The organism is Gemmatimonadota bacterium, from assembly GCA_040388535.1.
Taxonomy (GTDB): domain Bacteria; phylum Gemmatimonadota; class Gemmatimonadetes; order Gemmatimonadales; family GWC2-71-9; genus Palsa-1233.
The window spans coordinates 302,687-325,212 of sequence record JAZKBR010000007.1; the positions used below are offsets into that span (position 1 = coordinate 302,687).

Genomic DNA, 22,526 nt, shown 5'->3' on the forward strand with positions numbered 1-22,526 from the left:
GCATGAGCGCCCCTCGCACTCCCGAGGAGCGGGAGATTGTCGAGCTTCTCGACCGGCTCGCCGCGCTCCGCACCGCCATCGGCACGGTGATCGTCGGGCAGCGGGCGGTCGTGGACGACCTCCTCACCGGCTTCCTTGCGGGCGGGCACTGTCTGCTCGAAGGCGTGCCGGGCCTCGCCAAGACCCTGCTGATCCGCACCCTTGCCGATGCGGTGACACTTTCGTTTCGTCGCATCCAGTTCACCCCGGATCTGATGCCGAGCGACGTGATCGGCACAGAAATTCTCGAAGAAGATCACGGCACCGGGCGCCGGGTATTCAAGTTCACCAAGGGTCCGGTCTTCGCGAACATCCTCCTCGCCGATGAGATCAATCGTACGCCGCCGAAGACGCAGGCAGCCCTGCTCGAAGCGATGCAGGAGCAATCGGTGACCTATGCGGGCACCAGCTACCCGTTGCCGGCGCCGTTCTTCGTGCTCGCGACGCAGAACCCGATCGAGCAGGCGGGGACGTACCCTCTGCCGGAAGCGCAGCTCGATCGCTTCCTGCTGAAGCTCACCGTGGGCTACCCCGACGAACGCGAGGAAACGGCGATCCTCTCTCGCACCACGGGCCGTGGTCAGTCTCGCCCGGAGCCGGTGCTCGACGCCGCGCAGCTGCTGCGACTGCAGCAACTGGTGCGCGACGTGCCCGTCAGCGAGGCGCTCCTGCTCTGGTCTGCTCGTCTCGTGCGCGCGACCCGTCCTGGCCCGGGCGCGAACCCCCTCGTCACCGACGCGGTGCGCTGGGGCGCAGGCCCGCGCGCGGGGCAGGCGCTGATTCTCGGCGCGAAGGCGCGCGCGTTGCTCGCCGGCCGTTTCGCGGTAACCCTCGACGACCTCAAGGCCGTGGCGCCGGCCGTGTTGCGACATCGCGTGCTGCTCACCTTCCGGGCCGAAAGCGATGGCATCGACGCCGATCGGGTGACGTCACAGCTGCTGCACGATCTGCCCGCGCCGGCTGCCCCGATCGGCTGATGCACCCCCGCTGGTTCGATCCGTCGTTGGCCGACGCCTTGCGTGGGATTTCTCTCCCTGCCCGACGCGTGAACGCCGGGCGCGGTGACGGTCGTCACGCATCCCGCCTCCCCGGGCCGGGCATCGAGTTCGCGCAATTCCGCGGCTATCAGCCCGGCGATGATCCGCGGCGGGTCGACTGGAAGCTGCTCGCGCGCTCCGATCGCTTCTTCGTCCGTGAAGCCGATGCCGAAACGGCGCTGCCGCTGCGCATCGTGCTCGATGCTTCCCGATCGATGGCACATACCGAGGCGGGGATCTGCAAGTTCGACGTGGCCCGCCAGCTCGCAGCGACACTGGCGCGTCTCGCCATCCGGCAGGGAGACACGCCCGCGCTTCTCCTCCTTCCCGGCGCCACGATTCCGCCCTCGCGCGATAGCCGCCAATTCGAACGACTCCTCTACACCCTCGACGCAGCGACTCCCACTGGCGCACTCCCTGCGCAGATCGATCGGCTGATCGAATCGGCTGGTGCCGGGCGCGACGGCTTCCTGCTGGTGATCACCGATGCGTTCGACCGTGGTCAGCAGCTGCTGCGCGCCGTCGAGCTCTCGGGCCGGGATGCCGCATTTCTGGTGCTGCGGACCCAGCGCGAGCACGACCTCGATTATTGCAGCCCGGTCCTCCTCGAGGACCTCGAGAGCGGCGCGACCATCGCCCTCGATGTCGAAGCACTGCACGGGCGAGCCGCGGAACATGCCCGGTATCGCGAGGCCGCGATCCAGCTTGGCGTTGACTGGATCGCGCTCGACCCGGGTGTGCCGATCCTCGGCCCGCTTCGCGAGTGGCTGGCGAGGCGGGCCGGGCGTCGCTGATGGGATTTCTTGCCCCGCTCTGGCTCGGCGCACTCGCAGCGATTGCGATTCCGATCCTGCTTCATCTCCGCGCTGCGGCGCCTCCTGAGCGCATCCAGGTTGGCAGCATCGATGACCTGCAGGCGAGCCTTGCGACCACCTCCTGCCCGCGCATCCGCGAATGGTTGCTCCTCGCCCTGCGCGTGCTCTTCGTCACCTTGCTGGCACTGCTCCTCGCGCAACCGGTGATGCGCGACCAGCGCCCCGGGCGGATGGTCGCCGTTGTGCCAGCCGGAGCCGAGCGACTGGGCGACTCACTGCGCGGCGCCTCCGTTCCGATCGCTGAAGCTGCACCAACAGTTCGCGAACCCTGGCAGCTCGCCACGGAGGCGGAAGCGCAGCTCGGCGTCAACGACACCATCCTGCTGGTCACGCCAGATGGCGGCGACCGCTACCACGGCGCCCGCCCCACCCTCTCGCACAAGGTGCGGCTACTTCCCTTCGCCGACACCCCACCAGTCGCCCCAGCGCCGCTGCGCCTCCAGGTCACCGCCAGCAGCCCCCAGTTCACTGCACCACGCGACACAGTGGCTCGCTGGCTCGCATCACTCCCTGCCACACTGATCCAGGTCGCAGCGGTAGGTGAGCGTACCTCACGAACCATCGTCGTCGGCCGCGACACGGCACTCGCACTCGATTCGACTTCGCTCGCGCACGGTGCGCTGGTGCGCGACGGTGCCCTCGACACTCTGTTGACGCGACTGCTGCCACCTCCGGCGGTCGCGCCGCCGCTTGCGGAGCGAGCCCCGCGCCTTCGCGCTGGCGACGCGACCAAGGATCCGGCTCGCGACCTGAGCATGGTGTGCTGGTGGGTCATGTGCCTGGTGTTGTTCGTCGAACGCCTGGTCGCCGCGCGGCGCCCGTGATCACGCTCGAGCTCAGTCACGCGATTCGCAGGGCGCGCATACTGCGAACTTCAGCTTGGGCCATCGCGACTGCCGCGGTCGCCTTCGCCGCCTGGCGGATCGCCGAACGCCTCGGCGTCGTGCCGCTCGCTGCCGGGGTGTTCGCTGCCGGCTGCTGCGCCTTCGCTGCGATCTGGCTCTTTCGTCACCGTCCGATCGATGCCGCCACGTTGATCGAGCATTACAACCGCACCCTGCCCACCCTGGAGGAGAGTGCCGCCCTGCTTCAGGTGAGTTCCCCCGCCCTCACACCGCTCGAGCGATTGCAGCAGGAACGCGTGACTGCAGCGTGGAACGCGGTACCTGAACCACCTGCACTCCCCCTCCCGAGTGTCCGACGCGCGTTGATGGTCGCACTGTCGGCACTGGTGCTGGGCGTGCTGGTACCGATGATTCCGGATCGCTCTCGCGCAGGCGTACCACTGAGCGGCCCCGCTACCGCCGGCAGCGCGCCATTTCGCCTTGGCCAGGTCGCGCTGCGCTGGACACCGCCTTCGTACACCGGGCATCCGTCACGGGATGCCACCACGCTGGATAACATCGTCGAGGCTGGGAGTGCAGTGACCTGGCGTGTCACCTCACCCGAAGCCAGTGCAGTCATCATCGTGAGCGCTGCGGGCGATACCATCCGTGGCATCCGGGAACCGGGCGGTGGCTGGCGCGCCGATGAAGTTGCCGAGCGCGGCCGAGTGTGGCACGTCGAGGCCACCAGTGGCAACCAGCGCATTCGTGGAGAGGAGCACCTCCTCACCGTCGTCCCTGATCGCGAGCCGGTGGTCGCGGTGTTGGCTCCAGCCGGACGCATCGAACTGGAATGGCGGGAGCCGCACGAGGTGGTGGTTCGGGCCGTTGCGCGCGACGACTACGGCCTCTCCCGTATCCGACTGGCCGCGACGGTGGCCAAGGGTCGGGGCGAGGGAGTGAAGTTCAAGCAGAACTGGCTCTCCGTCGATGTCGAAAGGCGGACAGGCGCACGCGAACTCGTCGCCTCACGACTGGTGCACCTCGATTCCCTCGGCGTGGAGCCGGGCGACGAAGTGTTTCTCGCGTTCGAGGCCACGGACAACCGGAACCCGTCCCCGCAAAGCGCGCGATCGGAAACCATCTTTCTCTCCCTGATCGACACGCTTGCCGGGAACAGCGCCACCCTCAGCGGTGTCGCCATCCGTGTCGAGCCGGCCTACTTCCGTTCCCAGCGGCAGATCATTCTCGACACCGAAGCGCTGCTACGCGATGTGCGGGCAGGTCGCGTGCACGACGGCGGCTTCGCCCGGTCGCTCGAGATCGGAATCGACCAGCACCTCCTCCGTTTGCGCTACGGCGCGATGGTGGGCGAGGAGACCAACGAGACGGAAGGACCGGGGCAGGATATCTCGGGTCGACACGAGCACGATATGGCCGAGAATGCCACGCTGCTCAGTCCCACGGTGAAGGCGCTCTTGAAGTCCGCGCTCGCAGAGATGTGGGATGCCGAGCGTGAATTGCGCACCGGCCGTCCCGCGGGGGCACTGCCGGCCGAGTATCGCGCGCTGGCGTCGCTCGAGGAAGTTCGCCGCGCCGAACGCGCCTACGTGAAACGGATCGGTTTCGAGCCGAAGCCTGTGGACATCAACCGGACACGACTGACCAAGAAGGCCGACCGACTCGCCGCCCTCTCGATCCGCGATTCCACACTGGCCTCGACAACCGAGCCGTTGCTTCGAGATGCGATCATTGCCCTCGACGCGCCCACGAGTGAACCCTCAAAGCAGGCATTCGACGCGGCCGCACGCCGCCTCGCCGAGCGCGCGCTCGACGCCGAACCAGCACGGCACCTCGAGACCCTTCGGGCGCTTCGGCGATTGATCGACGGCCCCTGCGCTGAATGTCGCGAGGTCGCGCTGCGCGGCCTGCTCGAGGCCCTTCCGGCACCGCCACCGCCGATACGCTCGGCCCGCCCGTCACACGGCGCCCTCGGGAGCACTGCGCCGTGACCGCGGTGATGCTCGCACTGGTTGCGCTCGCCCTGATCGCGGTCACCACGCTTCGCCGAGACGTTGCCGGCCCGCGACGGCAGCTCCGTGTGCTCGCCACGATCGTCGTGGTGGTGATGCTCTGGCTCCTCGCACCTCGACCGCCGGGACGCGACCAGGATGTCAATTCGCAAGCTCGGGTCGCGATCCCTGCGGATTCGATTTTCTGGACCCGTCGCGTGACGGTGGGCGACCGGGTGGTGGTGCGCGGTCGCGTCGACAGCACCCGAATGGTGATGCTGCGCCTCCGTGGTCCGGATGGCAAGGTCGATTCGGTCGCGGCACAGGGAAAGTTCACACTTGGAGCAGCCACCCACGCGCCGGGACACTGGCAGTGGCGACTCGAGATGGGGAAGCGGACCATCGACATTGGCGTCGATGTCCGTCCGCAACCCTCCCTGCGACTGTTGATCGTTGAGGGGCGGCCATCCTTTGAGACCGCCGCGCTGGCGCGGAGACTTGCCGCGCAGGGCGCGTCGGTCACCACGGTGACGCGCCTGACCGCGGCTGATGAGCGAGTCACCCAGGCTGGTCCGCATCCGCCAGCCCGCACCTGGTCCAGCGACAACCTGGCTTCACTCGATGCCGTGATGATCGCGTCAGGCGGCGGCGCGCTGATTGATGTGGCGTCGCGGGCCAGGATCCTGGCCGAAGTCGATCGTGGTCTTGGCCTGATCCACCTCGTCGATTCGCTGCACTCACGTTCCGACTGGTTTCCGTTCACCACATCGGTGGCTGGTCTGGCTCCGATCTCGGTGCAGCCGCTGCTGGATGGCACGCGGGCGAGCACGCTCATCGCCGCTGCCCCGATCACTCTCAGTGGCGGCAATCCCCTGGCAATGGCAGCCGGCGGTGTCTCCCTTGCGCGGCAGAGTCCCCGGGGCATTGGGGTCGTTGTGGCGGTGCGCGCCCTGAATACGCGGAGTTGGTCCCTGGCAGGCAACGATTCCCTTGCAGGCGTGTTCTGGGCGCGGCTGCTCGCGGCAGCGTTGCGACCCGCGCGCGCCGAGTGGCGTGTCAGTGATGAGACCGCGGCGCAGGTAGACCAACCCATCGTGGTAGAACGCGTCGGCGAACCCACTCCCGAGGCCGAACTGCGTGAGGCTGGCGCCAGCCCGGAACGCGTACGCTTGCCTGCAGCCCCGGGAGACACGCTCAGGCGGCGCACAATGCTGTGGCCGAGCCACCCGGGCTGGCTTTCACTGTCCTCAGGAAGGGACACCCTGTGGCTCCTGATAGGGGCAGCTCCACCGGCTTCCCCTGTCAGCCAGGATTCCGATCCTGCCTCATCCTTTCGGTGGCTCGCCTGGATGGCGCTTCTGGCAGGAATTACCGTCCTGTGGCGTCGGCGCTGAGGCGATACCGTCGCACCTCGCGTCATCCCGCCTGCATCAGCCGCCGGACCGCGCTTTAGTTCCCGGTCCCGCTACCGACACTCAACTCGTTGCCGCATCGTGACCTCGGGGTCACGGCGCTGCGACGGTCCCCGGGCTTCTTCCGCGGACCTGGCCGTATGGCACGAAGTATGAGGTAGAAACCATTGCGCGACGGCCCGTCTCAGTGACGGCGCCGGATCCACCGCTCCACCGTGTCACCCGGACGCGTGATGGAACGACGCGCAAGCAAGGAGGGTCCCATGTTCGGCGATTCAATGTTTGACGAAGAAGACCGGCTGCGCCGCGCCGAGGAAGGGCGCGAAGACGAAATCGAGACCGGCCACGAGGAGCAGACCGACTTCGCTCCTGCGGGCAGCCTCGATGATCGCCTTCGCCGCCGCCAGGCCATCGCCCAGCTCCTGCGCGAAGTAGGCGGCTGCTAGGGTCGCTGGCGAGTAGCTCCCGCGAGCTCCTCGCCAGGATTCACGTAACGATCAATTGCCTGGCGGTACTGCCGGTCATAGAGTGAACGGTACCGCCCACCAAGTTCCACGAGTTCCGCGTGGGTCCCCCGCTCCGCGATCTCGCCTCCCTCCAGCACCAGGATCTGATCGGCCGCCGTGATCGTCGAGAGACGATGCGCAATGACGAAAGTCGTCCGGCCCGCCCGCAACTGTGCCAGCCCGTCCTGAATCAGCGACTCGCTTTCCGAATCGAGTGACGAGGTCGCCTCGTCCAGGATCAGGATCGCCGGATCCGCCAGAATCGCGCGCGCAATCGCGACCCGCTGCCGCTGCCCCCCGCTCAGCTTCACCCCGCGTTCTCCTACAATCGTCTGGTATCCCAGTTCGAACCGCAGCGCGAACTCGTCGCAGTGTGCGATCGCCGCCGCTCGCAACACCTCGGCTTCGGTGGCGTCCGGCTTCGCGAAGCGGATGTTGTCGAGCACGGTGCCATCGAAGAGGAAGTTGTCTTGCAGCACGATGCCGAGCTTGCTGCGGTACTCGCGCAGTCGCATGCCGCCCAGGTCGCGACCGTCGATGAGGATCCGGCCGCTGTCGGGCCGATTGAATGCCATCACCAGCGAGACGAGAGTGCTCTTTCCCGAGCCGCTGGTTCCGACCAGCGCGGTCGTCGAGCCGGCGGGGGCATCGAAGGTGACATCCTTGAGTACCGGAACGCCGGGTTCGTACGAAAAGGTGACGTGGTCGAATTCGACGTGCCCTGACACGGCTCCGATCGGCTCGAGTTCCGCATCCCCCTCGTCTTCAGTCGCCAGCGCCCGGAGCTCACGGATACGGTCGAGTCCCGCGAATGCCTCGGTAATCTGGGTGCCGATCGACGCGATCTGGATCAGCGGCGCGGCGAGGAGGCCGGTGAGGAAGACGTACTGGAAGAGATCACCCTTGGACATCCGCCCCGCGATGATGTCGTGGCCACCGACAATGATGAGCAGCGTGCCGATGATTCCGACAATCACCGTCGAGAGCGCCGTGGTCGCCGAGACGCCGGTCATCGTTGCCGCCACGTTGCGGAAGAGCTTGTTGGCCCCCTTCGCGAAGGCGTGTTGCTCCCGTCGTTCCGCCGTGTAGGCCTTGACCACCCGGATCCCGGAGATCCCTTCCACCAGTCGACCAGTGACCTCGGCGTTGAGCTTGCCGCGTTCGCGGAAGATCGGTCGCAACCTGGTGAACGCGAACGCCATACCGCCGCCGAAACCGATCAGCAGGACGGCAGTGACCGACGTCAGTCGCCAGTTGATGGCCATCAGCCAGATAAAGGCGACGATCGCCGTGATGGCTCCGCCGAGGAGTTGCACCAGGCCGGTGCCGACGAGATTGCGGATCCCGTCGGCATCGTTCATCACCCGGGATACCAGCTGGCCCGTCTGGGTGGCGTCGAATGTCCTGATCGGGAGGCGGACGAGATGGGCCTGCACCGCGCGGCGCATTTCGGTGATCGCCCGCTGCGCTGCGACGCCGAGAATCTGCGACACCCCGAAGGACGACGCCGCCTGCACCAGCGTCGCGACACCGACGGCCGCAGCGAGCGGCCAGAGCAGCGAACCGTTGTTGGTCGGGATCACGTTGTCGATCAGTTGCTTCGACGACCAGGGGAGCACGAACCCGGCGGCACGGTTGATGAGCATGAGCACGAAGCCAAGTGCGAGCCGTCGGCGATGCTGCCAGAGGAGCTCGCGCGCCTCACGCCAGGCCATCGCGGTCGTGATCTTCTTCTTTTCCTTCGGGGGGGTGGGACCGGTCCCGCGGGCTCCAGCCCGGATGGCGCCACTACCTAGCGGTGCTCGCAAGCGTGTCGAGGTCAGATCGGGCTCCAGGCGTAGAGAGACACCACCGGTAACCGTCCCGCACGGTAATTCGTTCCCGGCCGACGGCTACCAATGGTATTCCCTCGCTCGGCGCACAGCCACCCTCAGCGGGCGCCGAGTGATCGGAGCGCGTCGCGCACGGCAAACCTCAGATCATCGCCGCCTTGAGCGGCCAGCACGGTCGAGTCGATCGGGGTCCTCGACGACGCGGGGAGCGGTCGGATGGCGGCACCAGGGTGGAACACCCCATTGAGACGCCGGTCAGCCGCGATGAGTTTACCCTACTAGGGGCGCCGCATGGCGGCCCAGCCACCAGGAGTGACATATGAGCGTGTTCGACGAGCTGGATGAGAAGGCGCGGGAGTTCGCGGCCAAGGCCAGGGCGGCGCTCGATAACCCCGATGAATTCATGGCCAGAACCCGGGAACGGGTTGAGGAAGCGGTCGGCGAGGCGAAGGAAGATCTCGAGGAATTCGCCAAGGACGCCGAGGAAGAGTTCAAGGGAATCAGGGAACGGATGGCCGATTTCCTCGAGTGTGGACCCAAGGCCGAGAAGGCTGCCACACCGGAGCCGACGAAGCCGCCTGAGGAGCCGACGCCCCCAGCCGACCCGGCCTGACCAGCGTTCCAGCATCGGAACCCCGCCTACCCGGCGGGGTGGACAACTTTTCCAGATCTCCCGGCGTACCAAGGTCCGTGGTGCCACTCGGCGCTTCCGCCGAGTTCGTGCCGAAGGACCCCCGACACCGGGAAGCGTGATGCAGAGTCGATTGTTCGCCCGCCCAATGGGCTTCGTGATGGTGCTGGTCGCTCTCCTCGTTGTGGCGGCCCGCCCGGCGGGCGCGCAGACCGGCAGCTCGGTCGACGTGATCACCGGAACCATCACCGACGCGAACGCCAAGCCGGTCGCCGGTGCGATCATCGAGGCATACAGCATCGAGAGTCAGGTCACCAAGAAGACCACATCGAACGACAAGGGTCGCTACACGATCTTCTTCAATGACGGTACGGGTCAGTATCGCGTGACCGTTCGTCAGATCGGCAAGCAGCCGTTCATCCAGAACGTGTCGCGGCAGTCGGACGACGATCGCATCATCCTGAATGTGAAGCTCGGCGAGAAGCCGGTGGTGCTGCAGGAGATCACCTCGCGCGCCAACCGCCAGCCGGCCGGCAACCAGAACGACCGCCCCACTCCGGGCAGCACCGAGCGTAACATCTCGGCCGACCAGGCCGCCAAGCTCCCGATCGATGCCTCCGATCTCGCCGCGCTCGCCGCTCTCGCGCCGGGCGTCGTCGTCACGCCGGGGAGCGACTCCACCGGCGCCTCGTTCTCGGTGGCCGGGCAGAGCACCTCGCAGAACAGCTTCGTCGTCGACGGTTCCTCGATGAGCGGCGGCAACAGCTCGCTGCCGCAGGATGCCATCCGCGGCACGCGTGTCATCACCAGCACCTACGACGTCGCGCGCGGTCAATTCAGCGGCGGCCAGGTTTCGGCGACGACTCGCGGCGGCAGCAACGTCGTGCAGGGCTCACTCAGCGCGAACCTGCAGGATCGTCATCTGGCGTGGGGTTCGGCGACCAACAACGTCTTCACTGCGGGCCAGACCAGCCAGCAACTCGGTGCCGGCTTCGGCGGCCCGGTCAAGAAGGACAAGCTCTTCCTCTATGGTGCCGTGCAGCTCAACCGGGCGATGGCGCCGATCGCGACGCTCGACGCGGCGGATGCCACCACGCTCGCGCGCCTCGGGGCATCGAGTGACTCGGTCGCCCGCTTCATCACGCTCGCCGACGCGACGGGGCTGACCGCGCGCGCCGGCACCATCGACAACAATCGCACCACCGACCGCCTCACCAGCACGCTCCGCTTCGACTGGAACGCTGCCGACCGCCATACGGTGACCGTCCGTGGCGACCTGAACCTCAATGGCTCCGATCCGACGCGCATTGGCTCGACCCAGCTGGCGCAGGTCGGTGGCAACCAGACCGGCTCGGGCGGCGGCGTGCAGCTGTCGGTCGCGTCACGCTTCGGCACTGCCATCACGAACGAACTTCGGGTGTACGGCTCGAAGAACACCAGCAAGTCGGAAGGCTTCCTCAACGTCCCAACCGGCCGCGTCCAGAACTTCTCGACCCTCGATGACGGCAGTGTCTCGACCAGCACCTTCGGCTTCGGTGGCAATACCGGCCTGCCGCAGCACAACGACACCCGCGCCCTCGAAATCTCGGAAGAGATCTCGCTGCTTCCCGGTGGCGGCGCACATCGCTTCCGCCTGGGCCTGCTGACGAACGTATCGCACTTTGACCAGGACGTGACCAACAACCGTTGGGGCTCGTTCTTCTACAACTCGCTCGCCGACTTCGCCAGCAACACCCCGGCGTCCTTCAGCCGCACGCTGCAGCCGACCGTGCGCAGCGGCAGGGCCATGAACTCTGCGGTCTACCTCAGCGATGTGTGGCGCCCGGGCCAGAATCTCCAGCTGACGCTGGGCGGGCGGTTCGAGCGCAGCAGCTATGCAGGCGCACCGGCACGCAACGCCGCCGTCGAGAGCATCTTCGGGGTGCGGACCGATCTGCTGCCGACCGAGAGCTACTTCACGCCCCGCCTCGGTTTCTCGTGGACGATCCCGTCCGGCGAGCAGCAGGGCCAGGGCCAGCGCGGCTTCTCGCCGCCGGCGCTCGTGGTGCGTGGCGGTGCAGGGATCTTCCGCGGCACCATGCCCAGCACGCTCCCGGGCACGGCGCAGGCGCAGGCCGGCTTCCTGACGACCGAGACGCAGTTGAGCTGCGTCGGCGGCAACGTTCCGACGCCCGACTGGAACAGCTACGCCAATGATCCGAGCACGATTCCGACCGAGTGCATCGGCGGAGGTTCATCGCCGATTCTGACCGGGCGGCCCTCGGTGACCGTGTATGACGCCAACTATGGTGCGGCGAAGACCTACCGCACCTCGCTCGGCATCACGCGCCGGTTCTGGAATACCTGGTCACTCAACGTCGACGCCTCGTACGTGCGCGGCGTCGGTCAGTCGGCCTCGCGTGACCTGAACCTGAACGAGACCGCGCGATTCAATATCGGCAACGAGGGCAACCGCCCGGTGTATGCCGATCCGACCCAGATCATCACCACGACCGGCGCGATTCCGCTGTCGGCGTCGCGCGTTGACGTCAACTACGGCACCGTCAATCAGGTCTTCAGCAAGCTCGAGAACGAGACCAAGCAGCTGACCGCCGGCATCTCGGCGTTCACGCGTCGTGGCGCCCTGATCAACCTGAACTACACCCTGATGGCCGCGCGCGATCAGGGTGGCGCGGGTGGCGGGTTTGGTGGCGGCTTCGGTGGCGGCAATTCCACCGCTGGCGATCCGAATGTGTACGAGTGGGCGCGTTCGTCGAGCGATCGGCGGCACAACGTGCAGGTCAACGTGACCTGGCCCTTCAATCAGGGCCTCGAAATCACTGCCATCGGCAGCATGGTATCGGGGACGCCGTACACCCCGACCGTCGGCAGCGACATCAATGGCGACGGCTCGCGCAACGACCGCGCCTACATCTTCAATCCCGCGACGACGGCGGACGCCGATGTCTCGGCCGCGATGGCGCGCCTGCTGTCGAGCACTTCCGGCAATGCTCGCTCGTGCCTCGAGTCGCAGTTCGGCAAGATCGCGGCGCGCAACAGCTGCCGTGGCCCCTGGACGCCGCAGTTCAACCTGCAGGTCAACTGGCGGCCGGCGCAGTTCAATCGCCGGATGACCGTCTCGTTCGCCACGGTGAACCTGCTCGGCGGCCTCGATGAACTGGTGCACGGCGCCGACGAGATCAAGGGCTGGGGCGGCAATGCGCGTCCCGATGCGACCCTGCTCACGGTGAAGGGCTTCGACAGCAACACCCGCCTCTTCAAGTACGTGGTGAATGAGCGCTTCGGCGCCACCAGCGCCGCGTCGACGTCGATCCGCTCGCCGTTCCAGCTCCGGGTGACCGGGCGGTACACCATCGGTGCGGCGCAAGGTCGTGACGCCTTGCGTGGTGGCTTTGGTGGTGGTGCCCGTGGAGCCAACGGCGCCAACGGCGCCCAGGGCGGCGGCAACTTCGCCCAGCAGTTCCTGACGCGGATCCGCGAAGCAGCACCGAACCCGGCCAAGTCGGCGCTCGAGCGGAAGGATTCGCTGGCGCTGTCGGCCGCCCAGATCTCCCAGCTGCAGGCGATCGTCGATTCAAGCGATGCCCGGATCACTCCGTTGCTCGCCGACTTCGAGGCCGAGATGAAGAAGGCTGGTGACAACCCCGACTTCGCGGCGCTGATGCCGAAACTGCGGCCGGTGATGGAAGCGGTTCAGAAGGAACAGACGTCTGATCGCGCCAAGGCCAAGGCGATCCTGACTGACGTGCAGTGGGCGCTGCTGCCGGAGAATGTCCGCAACCCGCAGCAGGGTCTGTTCGGTGGCCAGCGCGGCCCCGGAGGCCAGCAGGGCGGCGGCCGCGGGCCGGCTCGGCCGTAAGCAACAACAGGGTGACGGATGACGGATGATCGATGGCTCCTTATCCATCATCCATCATCCATTATCCAGGGATCGAAAGCGGGGCCGCTGCAGTCGCAGCGGCCCCGCTTTTCATTATCGACAATCCCGTCGTTTTATTTCACGCGCTCGATGTAGGCGCGCTCGGCCGGGTTCACCCGCACGCGCTCGCCCTGCGCCACGAACTCGGGCACGTTGATGGTGACTCCGTTGCTCAGCTTGGCGGGCTTGGAGGAGGCGTTCTTGGTCGCCGTCTTCATCGCCGGGGCCGTCTCGATGATTTCCATTTCCATCGACTTGGGGAGCGTGAAGGAAATCGGCTTCCCCTCGAGCCAGACGGCGTCGAAGCTCATCTCCGGGAGCATCCAGGCGGCATCTTCGCCAACGAGCTCGGGATCGAGCGTGTACTGCTCGTAGGTGTCGGCATCCATCACGTGCACGCCGTTGCCGTCGGTGTAGACGACTTGCATCGCCTTGGTATCGAGCCGCGCTTCCTCGACCTGCTCGGTGGCCGAGAAGCGATGGTCGGTCGACATGCCATTGGCGAGGTTGCGCAGGCGAACCTGCACGAAGGCGCGGAGGTTGCCCGGCGTACGGTGGGTGAAGTCCATCACGAGGTGCGGCTTCCCCTCGTAGTAGATCACATTGCCCTTGCGGATGTCGTTGGCTTTCATCGTGGCTCTCGGTGGTGACGGTCCCGGGCGGGCTCCACGGCCCGCGCGGGGCGTAAAATCCACCGCTGGTGCCCCCGGGACAAGGGTCCCGCCGAGTGCAGGAGGCTCAGCTTCCCTCGCTTCGGACCGCCGCGAGGAGCTCCATCGCGGTAAACGGCTTGGACAACACCGGCCCATACCCGGCACGCGTCAGCTCAGTGGGGAGGAGATCTGCCCGTGCCCCCGACATCAGTACCACGCGCACGCCGGGATGGTCACGACGCACCGCCTCCGCCAGCGCCCGGCCATTGCCGCCCGCCATCAGGATGTCGGTGAGCACCAGCCGGACGCAGCCGCCGGCGACATCGCGGAGGAGTTCCATCGCCGAGGTCGCGTGGTCGGCTTCGAGCACTCCATAGCCGGCCCGCTTCAGGATTCTCGCCGTGACTGTCCGGACCCACTCGTCATCGTCGACGACGAGAATCGCTTCCGGGAGGTTGTTCACCGGCACCCGGCCCGCTGGAGCGGGCTTGGCGGGAATGCAGACCCAGAAGCCGCTCCCAGCTTCTGGAGCGCTCTCGACCAGCACCTGGCCGCCTAGTTGCCGGGCGAGGCCGTAGACCGCCGCGAGGCCAAGCCCTGTGCCTTCGCCCGGGCCCTTGGTGGTGAAGAACGGTTCGAAGAGATGCTCCAGTACTTCGGCATCCATTCCGGCACCGGTGTCACGAACCTCCAGCACCGTCCAGCTCCCGGCCGGGAGGGTGCCGTAGCGGTGGGCGCGTTGCCGCGACAATTCCCATTGCCACGTCGCGATGCGCAAGGTCCCGCCAAGCGGCATCGCATCGCGCGCGTTCGCAACCAGATTCAGGAGAATCTGCTCGAGCTGACCGACATCGGCCTCGATCCAGGCCCCATTGTCGGCGAGGCGTTCCTCGATCGCGACGAACGCGCCGCTGAGCCGCTGAATCAACGGGCGCATCTGCACCACGACCTGATTGAGGTCGGCGAGCGCCGGCCGGCGCGGCTGACGCCGGGCGAAGGTGTTGAGCTGCCTGGTGACCGAGGAGGCGCGCTGCACCGACTCGCGAAGATCCTCGAGCCTCTCACGCATCGGGTGGGCCTCGTCGCACTCCGCGAGGAGTTCGCGAACGTTCCCCGAGGCGGCCGTCAGCAAGTTTCCGACATCCTGCGCGAGGCCGCCCGCCAGACGAGCGACCGCGTCCATCTTCTCGACATGACGCAGACGCGCTTCAAGTTGATCGTCGTAGCGAACGTTGTCTTCGACGGCTGGAAAGGTCACGAGTGCGATTCCGGGCAAAGTCATTGGCGGCGTGTAGCGATGTGCCACACCACGTCACCCCCCTGAAGAGCAAGCGGCGGGCCGGGAGCAGCTACTCGGCTGCAAGACCGCAAATGCCTGTGTTGCAATGACTTACAATAGTTCTGCTCGCCGGCCCTCGATCCTTGTAGCGGTTTGGGGCGAGCGTGCCACACTTTGGCGCGACAACGTCTTCGCTATTGTGCCCGCGCCCAACCGGCGTGAGGATTCCTTGCAAACCCTTTCGTCAGGTGTGCCCTGAAGCTTACGCATCGCACTGTCACCATTGCCGCGGGCATCGTCCTCGGCCTCGCGCTGGTGGCGGGATTCCTGATCTATACGAACCGCTGGCAGATCGGGCGCGGCGCGGTGGCCATCGCCGATCCCGCGGTGCGGCGCTGGGCGACCAAGGAGGTACGGCGCCTGAGCGAGGGAGCGTACCAGCTCTCGGCGAGCACCATTCGAGTCGACGTCGAACGTCGGCGGATCGGGATCGACACCATCATTGTCATCACGGATCCGGTAGCGAACGGGCGACGCAAGGCACCGCTGCCATCGGTTACGCTGCGATTCCGCAATTGTTCGCTCGAAGGGATCGACCTCGATCGGCTCACGGCCGGCCGCGGGCTCCAGATCAGCAAGGTCGGCTGCGACACTGTGGCTCTGGTCGCCGAAGTCCCCAGGCCGGGGCCCAAGGGTGCCAGCAAGGGCCCGAATGACAGCAGCGCCTTCCTCGTATTGCAGAAGAACATCGACCTGCCACGCGAGGTCCCCTACGTCCGGATCGACACCCTCACCTTCCCGCAGGTGCGGCTGGCGATCGGCATATCGGGTCGCTCTGGACGGCGGACCGCAGTTGCCTTCGATCGCCTCGCGGTGCGTCTCGATTCACTCCACTACGACCCGAAGGAACCGGCGGCCCGTCGGAGTACCCTCTTTTCCCGCGACGCCACGGTGACGCTCGACGGCTTCGAGGGAAGTCGCGAATCTGCCACGCGGCTTGGCGTGCGCCACCTCGCCGCCAACCTGTCGCACGGCACCGTGCAACTCGACGGGCTGATCTATGAGCCACTGCCGGGCGGGCTCAGCGACTCGCTGGGATTTTCTGCGCTGTCGGTTGGGCACCTGGCACTGCGCGAGGTCGACTGGCGCGCCTTCGCAACGGAGGGCGACGTCTCGGTAGGGCGAATGAGCCTGGATTCCGGCTCGATCACCGTTCCGGTCGGCGGGCCCGCAAAATCCGAGGTGGGCTTCAGTCGGAAGCCTCGCACCGTCGAGGCAACCCTTCGCGCACTCGACCGCGCGATCCGGCTCGACACCTTTGCCGTGACCGCGCTCAGCGTGATCGAGCGGGGCAGCAGTCCGGGCGACGCTGCGACGACGTCGATCCGCTCACTCTCCCTGGCACACGTCAGGTTTGACAACGATTCCGCGACCTGGTCGAATGCGCTGCCGGTGGGTCCGGTGACGATGGACGCGCGCGGCATTGCCCGCCGGACCGCGACCAGTGAAATCTCGCTCGCCCGCCTCGATGTCGACTTGCCAGCCGGCAAACTCAATGCCGAGGGACTGCACGTCGCACCACTCGGCAATGATGCGGCATTCCTTCGGCGCAACCGTTATCGCATCTCCCGCACGGCGCTCGACGTGGCCGGGGTCTCGGTGCTCGGGGCGAAGGTCACCGAATATCTGCACGATGGCAGCTATCAGATCAGACGGGCCGACGTGCGCGGCTTCGCCCTCGACATCCTGTCTGACAAGGGGAAACCGTCGGCGCCCGGAAAGAGCCACCATGCCACGCCGCAGGGTGCGCTGCGATCCCTCGGCCTGCACCTGCACGCCGACACCGTTGTGGTGGCGGGTCGCGTCCAGTACCGGGAGCGCGACGCCAAGGCACCACGTCCGGGTGTCCTCACCTTCGAAGGGGTGCGGGCGACGCTGCTCAACGTGAGCACCGATAGCGTGCGGATGACCGAGCGCACGCCGCTGATCGTCCGTGCGGATGCCCGGTTGATGGGAGCGGGCGCGCTGCACTTCGAAGCCGAAGTGCCGCTGCTCGCGAGCGATTTCAGGATGAAGTGGCGCGGATCCGTGGGCGCAATGGACGCGACCGCAATGAATGGACTGATCGTCGATGCAACGGGAGTCCGATTCATTCGCGGCCAGATCACCAGCGTCCGCTTCGATGCGACCGTCACGAATGGCGTCGCGCGGGGAAGCGTAGCACCTCGATGGCAGGGGCTCGGCGTGGAAGTGCCCGGCTTTGCGCGCGAGCAGACCAACCTCTTCGGGAAACTGAAACGCGCGGTGGCCAAGTTTGCCGCGAATGCCTTCGTCATTCGCGACGACAATCCGGACAAGGAGAAGCCGCCGCTCGACGGAACCATCAACCACAACTGGAGCGCGGAGGAAACCCTGCCGCAGTTCCTCTGGTTTGCGCTGCGAGACGCGCTGCTCCCGCTCCTCAAGCTCTAACGCGCTCAGAAGCTGGGCGTTCGCTCCTGATCGATCCACTTCTTGTAGCGCTTCCACTGATCCTTGGACAGCAGCGGCTTGACCTGCTGTTCGAGAAAGTCGTCATCCGCCTTGCGGACTCGCTTGACGAGTTTATCAAGCATCAGCGCGAGCATCGTCTGTTCCTGCAGGGTCGCCGTGGACTTGAATTTTGCTCGGGCGATCCCGGCAGCCTCGGCGCTGCGGCCGACACTGTCCCGCAGGGCCGCGGTGGCCGCGAGGTGGGCCGTCAGCACCGTCGCGTAGCCGGCCGCCACCGTCGAATCGAGCTTCAGCCCCGACCTGACCGAGTCCGCCCCCGGGGGACCTGAAACGTCGCCCTGGACGAGTCGGGGGGCCTGCGGCATCCCTCCCCCGAAGCCACCCGCCATCCCGCCGCCCCCGCCTTGGGCACGGGCGCCCACCGGGAAAGCAAGGACCGCCGCGAGTACCAGGGTGGCCCGAAGGAATGGGGAGGACTTCACGGTGTGGCTCCTGGCTGCAGGGAACGAGTTGCGACCCGGCTCTGCCCGCCGGGTCTACGTTGCAGGTACGCCCTTAGGGTCGAGGCCGTTGGAGGGGGTCAGGCTGGCGGGTACCACCGTCCGTCGCCAGATTGTGGGGTCCTCGGGAGCCCGAGGCCCCCTTCACCGCCCAGGCATCGGACGGGAGACCTCGGTTTGGCAACACCGGCAGTATGGACATCGACCACGATCGCGTGGCCGCGAAGGATCTCTGCGGCCTTCACGCCGCTCGACAAGCTGACCGCGCTCTATACGGTCTGCTCCGCGAGTATCCTGATCGGCCAGTCTGTGGGACGATTCGGCGCGCCGATGCCGCACAGGGAAATCGGCTGGCTCCTGCTTACCCATCTCCTGCTCCTGAGTCTCGTCGGGCTCGCGTCCGAGGCGCGTCGTCGCGCCCAGCAGAAGGGATGCGTCCTGGCTGACTGGTACCCGCTCTTCATCCTGACTGCCGTCTATGCCTCGGTTGGACTGCTGAACGGCCCGCGGGCACTGAACGGCGCCGGGTTCGACCACATGGTCGAAGCGTGGGATCACGCCACCTTCGGACAGACACCCTACGACTGGAGCCGTGATGTGTCGCGTCCGGCACTCTCGTGGACGCTCGGTATTTCGTATCTCCTCTTTTTCCCGACCGTGATCCTTGCACCCGCAGCGCTCTGGTGGAAGGGATATCGCGCCCAGGCTCGTCAGACCATCTTCGGGATCTCGCTGGTCTTCCTCACCTGCTACCTGATCTTCCTGATCTTCCCGGTCGCTGGCCCCTCCTACGCTTGGGGTTGGCCGACGCCAGGGGCGGGAAGCGATTTCCCCACCCGTATGGTGCGCCAGCTGATTGACGGGGGTGATTCGTGGGGCTCCGCCTTCCCGTCGAGTCACGTCGCTGCATCCACGGCGGCCGTGCTCCTCGCGCTGCGGCACTGGCGCGCGCTCGGATGGACGCTTCTCCCGGTAGCGGCGGGAATCCTGATCGGCGTGGTGTACTTCCAGGTCCATTATGCCATGGATGCGGTCGCTGGTCTGGCCATCGCACTGGTCGCAGTCTGGGCGACCCCACGACTGGCCCCGCTCGACGACAGGACCACGTAAGAAGGGTGATGGGTGATGGGTGACGGGTTGTCACCCTGAACGCAGTGAGGGGGCGGAACTATCATCCGGAGTGATAGCGCCGCCCCTTCGCTTTGCTCAGGGTGACAACCCGTCACCCTTCTCCCTTCCCCCTTCCCGCTTCCCGCTTCCCCCTTCTCGCTGCTACAACCCCAGCCAGTACGTGGCCTTCACCGCAAAGACATTGGTGGCGGGCCGATTGAAGATGGCGTTGAAGTCGCGGCGGAACGAAAAGTCGCCAATGTCGACGGTCTCTTCACGCGATTGCTGCCAGACCAGGAAGAGCGTGGAGCCCGGCCGGTATTCCCAGCGCAGCACGGCGTTCGCACGCAATGACCGGAAGTTGAAGTTCTGGTCGCCGAGCGTGAAGGGTGCCGCCGCCCCGGCCCCGTCAGGGTCGATGGTGTAGCGGCCAGCGACATCGTCGTGCGTGATCGTGCCGCGGTCCTTGCCGTACACCGCGAAATTGAATGTCCCTGGCGTGGCGAACTCCTTGTAGTCGCTGAAGTCACCGGTCGAGATGAGCGGCTGGACAAAGAGCTGCGCCGAAAGCTTCGGGGTGAGCGTCCAGTTCAGACGGGTATTGAGCGCCAACTCGCGCTGGTCAAGGATCGCGAAGATATCCCTCCGGCCATAGGTCGTCAGCGCCTGCGGGTCATCGACCCGCTGGATGTATTGACTCACATCGTGAAAGCGCGCGAATGATGGCTCGAAACTCAACTGCATGTTTGGCCCCGACTGATAGGTCACACTCAGGCCGAGAGTACGTCCGAAACCTCCAGCAGGGTTCGAATTCAAGCTGGCGTCAACGCCGAGGAGCAGCGCGTGACGAGAGCTCGACCGCAGCGAGAGATTCACGTTGGTGCGGGCTGGGAGCTTCGCGAGTGGACCGCCCCGAGTGAACTGGTCATCGTAGGACGGCAGGTTGTGGAAGACATTGGTGTTCAGCTGCCAGAAATTCCGGAAGGTAAGATTCTGGATCGAGCCGATGAAGTTGGTGGTGTGATTGCCGTCGTAGTTCCATTCATTGCCGCTGAGCAGGCCGACGGTCCACTGACGAAACACTTTCCCGGGCTTGGTCTCGAAGTAATGAATGTCGGTGGCCACGCCGCGTCGACCGACGGTGTTGGTGAGGCCGATGTCATTGGTTTCATACCCGGGGCTCTTCTCCTGCAACGCGATGCTTCCCGCCCAGTGCCCGCCCGCGACCTTGGTGAGCCCGAGTTGCGCTGCGTGGCCGGAGAGCGACGTACGCGTCGGGTCGTAATCCAGATCGGTGGCATCGGGTCGCTGGAAGTAGCGGGCGCTCGAGCGCTGGGTCCGGGCGATCGCATTCGCGCTCCCTTGCAGCAGTGATGTCGCGAACGACGCATCGAGCGCCCAGTTGCGATTGCCCCAGAAGTGCGTGAAGTCGACACCGCCCAGATAAGCACTGCTACGGAGCAGCCCCGCGAGCACTGAATCGGAGAGTGAGCGGTTCACGCCTGTCACCAGACCGCCGATGGCGGTGTTTCCCTGATGAAACTCGCGGCGGACGCGAGCGGCGAAATAGTTGGTCAGCGGTTCCACTGCCGCGCGCTGGACGGCCCCGCCAGGTGTGGTCACATAGCGTCCACGCTCTTCCGGAGTCACTGCGTTGAGCAGGGCGACCGACCAGCCCCCCTTCAACTTGCCGGTGAGCTTCAGCGCCGCCGCGATCGTGGTCTGCGTGGGAATGTCTTCGTTGGTCGCGTCAGGATTGGCGATGAATCCCTGTGGTTGCCGGCCGATCCGCCGCGAAAAGAATGTGTTGGGTGTGCCGTTGCTGTTGAACACATGCAACTGACCGAATGAAAAGAGATCAGCGCCTTCGACGAAGAACGGCCGTTTTTCCGGAAAGGTCGTCTCGAAGGCCGAGAGATTGACGACCGCGGGATCGACCTCGACCTGCCCGAAATCCGGATTGATCGTGGCGTCGAGCGTGAGATCGCTGGTGAGGCCGAGCCGCAGATCGGCGCCGGCGTTGCGGGAGAAATCGGAGCCATCACGGAACGGATTCCCTGGCGCCGTCTGGTCGTACTGCTCCGTGGCCGAGACGTATGGCGTCAACTCGATCCGGCGTGGCGTGCTGAGCCCGCTCATGCCGGCGAGATGGCCGTAGCGGTTCACGCCATCGTTCTCATTGCGTGGCACATACGAAAAGACATCGACCTCCTCCTTCCGCTGGATCAGCCGGGCGATCTGGATACCCCACTCGTCGGCATTGCGATCGAAGCGAAGCTGGGAGAGCGGGATCCGCAGTTCCGCCGTCCAGCCGTCGCGATCGGTGGAAGTGGCGACTTCCCAGACCGGGTCCCACGACACATCGGGCTGACCGTCCGCGCCGATCGCGGCATCGCCCTTGTTTCCGGCCGGGAACACATCGAATTCGAACGCGGTCAGATGATCATGACGGGCGTCGAGACTGATGCTCAGTCCGTCTCCGCGAATGTTGTCATCGCGGCGCCCGAGTCGTCGAATGATCTTCGCGGCGTCGCGATCAAACATCCTCGCCCCGATGTAGAGGGCATTCGAGCTGATGAGGACCCGGATCTCGGTGCGTTCGGTTGGCGGCTTCCCCTCGTCGGGAGCGCGTTGCGTGGCGAGTTCGAACGGAGTCGCTGCCTGCCAGGCCGCGTCGTCGAGCCGACCATCGAGCCGGATCTCCCCGGTGAGCCGCGACGCCTGCGCCCGCGGCACCTGGGCGTGCGCCGCCGTGGTTGCCGGCAGCTGTGCAGTGACGAAGCTCGGGTGGACGGCCGCGAGCAGGAGCAGGACGGCAAACTGTGGTCGGAACGGCATCGGATTCTCGACTCCCGGGCAGGCGAGATGAGACACTGGAGCGGTTGCTCGCGGCCTCACCTCTACAGCTGTCGAGTTACGGTCGGGACGAGAGTGTGGTTTCTTGGGCGACTCGATTTGGCACGATGCTAACGCGGAGCCATTCCAGCAGGGTGGTTCTCATTCCAGCACGGACTGGAGCGACCGCGCGCGACTAGCGGGTCGGGTCGTGCTCCTCCACGTCAGGTGTGCTGTCGCCGGCTTCCTCGATCGACGCATCGTCGACCTTGATCACGTCAGTCTCGCTGTCGTCGTCGCTCCCGCCACGAAAGCCGTCGCGCAGATGATTGGCCGACTCATTCTCGAACAGCGTCGCGAGGTCTTCGTCCGTGCCGCTGGCGCGCCCCGTCAGTTCCTCGGGAAGGGGCTCCCGCCCTTCGAGGGCCGGCGTTTCTTCGCGGCGAGTGGTAGCGGGCGCATCACGGTGATCCTTGGGTGACTCTGATGATTTGGTCATGGCCAATCCTCGGGCGTCTGGCGTGTGCCGCAGGGTCGCGGGTAGCTGCCCTGTGGACGACACGATACCG

Annotated in this window: 16 protein-coding genes; 10 read left to right on the forward strand and 6 right to left on the reverse strand. The window is 66.2% G+C overall.

Annotated features, from left to right (window positions below; all coding sequences use genetic code 11):
• Positions 1-2 precede the first annotated feature (2 nt).
• The 6 genes from V4558_14730 (at position 3) to V4558_14755 (ending at position 6,645) form a co-directional block, all read left to right on the forward strand.
• A complete protein-coding gene (locus V4558_14730) occupies positions 3-1,016 on the forward strand; it encodes a MoxR family ATPase (protein ID MES2306755.1) in 1,014 nt (337 codons plus the stop codon).
• Positions 1,016-1,870: a DUF58 domain-containing protein gene (locus V4558_14735; protein ID MES2306756.1), complete on the forward strand. Its 855-nt coding sequence runs from the start codon at positions 1,016-1,018 to the stop codon at positions 1,868-1,870. Before V4558_14730 ends, V4558_14735 begins: the two co-directional genes overlap by 1 nt.
• Positions 1,840-2,775 (forward strand): BatA domain-containing protein, encoded by a 936-nt coding sequence (locus V4558_14740; GenBank protein ID MES2306757.1) that lies wholly within the window; start codon positions 1,840-1,842, stop codon positions 2,773-2,775. The genes V4558_14735 and V4558_14740 overlap by 31 nt, the downstream gene beginning before the upstream one ends.
• Positions 2,712-4,787, forward strand: a complete 2,076-nt coding sequence (locus V4558_14745) for a hypothetical protein (GenBank protein ID MES2306758.1) — start codon at positions 2,712-2,714, stop codon at positions 4,785-4,787. Before V4558_14740 ends, V4558_14745 begins: the two co-directional genes overlap by 64 nt.
• Positions 4,784-6,181, forward strand: a complete 1,398-nt coding sequence (locus tag V4558_14750; protein ID MES2306759.1) for a hypothetical protein — start codon at positions 4,784-4,786, stop codon at positions 6,179-6,181. The genes V4558_14745 and V4558_14750 overlap by 4 nt, the downstream gene beginning before the upstream one ends.
• Positions 6,182-6,462: 281 nt before the next feature.
• On the forward strand, positions 6,463-6,645 hold the full coding sequence (locus V4558_14755) for a hypothetical protein (GenBank protein ID MES2306760.1): 183 nt from the start codon (positions 6,463-6,465) through the stop codon (positions 6,643-6,645).
• On the opposite strand, the gene V4558_14760 is transcribed toward V4558_14755, so the two are convergent.
• The gene (locus tag V4558_14760) at positions 6,642-8,513 is read right to left on the reverse strand and encodes an ABC transporter ATP-binding protein (protein ID MES2306761.1); all 1,872 of its coding nucleotides are present in this window, start codon (positions 8,511-8,513) and stop codon (positions 6,642-6,644) included. The genes V4558_14755 and V4558_14760 overlap by 4 nt on opposite strands.
• A gap of 343 nt (positions 8,514-8,856) precedes the next feature.
• On the opposite strand from V4558_14760, the gene V4558_14765 reads away from it, so the two are divergent.
• Both V4558_14765 and V4558_14770 read left to right on the forward strand, forming a co-directional pair.
• Entirely contained in the window at positions 8,857-9,150 is a 294-nt protein-coding gene (locus tag V4558_14765; GenBank protein MES2306762.1) for a hypothetical protein, read from the forward strand.
• Positions 9,151-9,289: 139 nt separating this feature from the next.
• Positions 9,290-13,027, forward strand: a complete 3,738-nt coding sequence (locus V4558_14770) for a carboxypeptidase regulatory-like domain-containing protein (GenBank protein ID MES2306763.1) — start codon at positions 9,290-9,292, stop codon at positions 13,025-13,027.
• A 134-nt stretch (positions 13,028-13,161) separates the two neighbouring features.
• Here V4558_14770 and efp read toward each other — a convergent pair whose 3' ends face one another.
• Entirely contained in the window at positions 13,162-13,719 is a 558-nt protein-coding gene (gene efp / locus V4558_14775) for an elongation factor P (protein ID MES2306764.1), read from the reverse strand.
• A gap of 106 nt (positions 13,720-13,825) precedes the next feature.
• Positions 13,826-15,022: an ATP-binding protein gene (locus V4558_14780; GenBank protein MES2306765.1), complete on the reverse strand. Its 1,197-nt coding sequence runs from the start codon at positions 15,020-15,022 to the stop codon at positions 13,826-13,828.
• Positions 15,023-15,334: 312 nt separating this feature from the next.
• Between V4558_14780 and V4558_14785 the strand changes: the two genes are divergently transcribed.
• Positions 15,335-17,491, forward strand: a complete 2,157-nt coding sequence (locus V4558_14785) for a hypothetical protein (protein MES2306766.1) — start codon at positions 15,335-15,337, stop codon at positions 17,489-17,491.
• A 5-nt stretch (positions 17,492-17,496) separates the two neighbouring features.
• Here V4558_14785 and V4558_14790 read toward each other — a convergent pair whose 3' ends face one another.
• Positions 17,497-17,994, reverse strand: coding sequence for a hypothetical protein (locus tag V4558_14790; protein ID MES2306767.1), 498 nt, complete (start codon positions 17,992-17,994; stop codon positions 17,497-17,499).
• A 195-nt stretch (positions 17,995-18,189) separates the two neighbouring features.
• Here V4558_14790 and V4558_14795 point away from each other — a divergent pair, with 195 nt between their 5' ends.
• On the forward strand, positions 18,190-19,122 hold the full coding sequence (locus V4558_14795) for a phosphatase PAP2 family protein (protein ID MES2306768.1): 933 nt from the start codon (positions 18,190-18,192) through the stop codon (positions 19,120-19,122).
• 162 nt (positions 19,123-19,284) lie between these two features.
• Here V4558_14795 and V4558_14800 read toward each other — a convergent pair whose 3' ends face one another.
• On the reverse strand, positions 19,285-21,960 hold the full coding sequence (locus tag V4558_14800) for a DUF5916 domain-containing protein (protein MES2306769.1): 2,676 nt from the start codon (positions 21,958-21,960) through the stop codon (positions 19,285-19,287).
• A 193-nt stretch (positions 21,961-22,153) separates the two neighbouring features.
• Positions 22,154-22,456, reverse strand: a complete 303-nt coding sequence (locus V4558_14805) for a hypothetical protein (protein ID MES2306770.1) — start codon at positions 22,454-22,456, stop codon at positions 22,154-22,156.
• Between the last annotated feature and the right edge of the window lie 70 nt (positions 22,457-22,526).

What these genes read in the sequence shown, in the direction of transcription:
- V4558_14765 (MES2306762.1), top strand. Translation starts at nt 8,857, where the DNA reads ATGAGCGTGTTCGACGAGCTGGATGAGAAGGCGCGGGAGTTCGCGGCC.
- V4558_14730 (MES2306755.1), top strand. Translation starts at nt 3, where the DNA reads ATGAGCGCCCCTCGCACTCCCGAGGAGCGGGAGATTGTCGAGCTTCTC.
- V4558_14800 (MES2306769.1), bottom strand. Translation starts at nt 21,960, where the DNA reads ATGCCGTTCCGACCACAGTTTGCCGTCCTGCTCCTGCTCGCGGCCGTC.
- V4558_14735 (MES2306756.1), top strand. Translation starts at nt 1,016, where the DNA reads ATGCACCCCCGCTGGTTCGATCCGTCGTTGGCCGACGCCTTGCGTGGG.
- V4558_14770 (MES2306763.1), top strand. Translation starts at nt 9,290, where the DNA reads ATGCAGAGTCGATTGTTCGCCCGCCCAATGGGCTTCGTGATGGTGCTG.
- V4558_14805 (MES2306770.1), bottom strand. Translation starts at nt 22,456, where the DNA reads ATGACCAAATCATCAGAGTCACCCAAGGATCACCGTGATGCGCCCGCT.
- V4558_14780 (MES2306765.1), bottom strand. Translation starts at nt 15,022, where the DNA reads ATGACTTTGCCCGGAATCGCACTCGTGACCTTTCCAGCCGTCGAAGAC.
- V4558_14755 (MES2306760.1), top strand. Translation starts at nt 6,463, where the DNA reads ATGTTCGGCGATTCAATGTTTGACGAAGAAGACCGGCTGCGCCGCGCC.
- efp (MES2306764.1), bottom strand. Translation starts at nt 13,719, where the DNA reads ATGAAAGCCAACGACATCCGCAAGGGCAATGTGATCTACTACGAGGGG.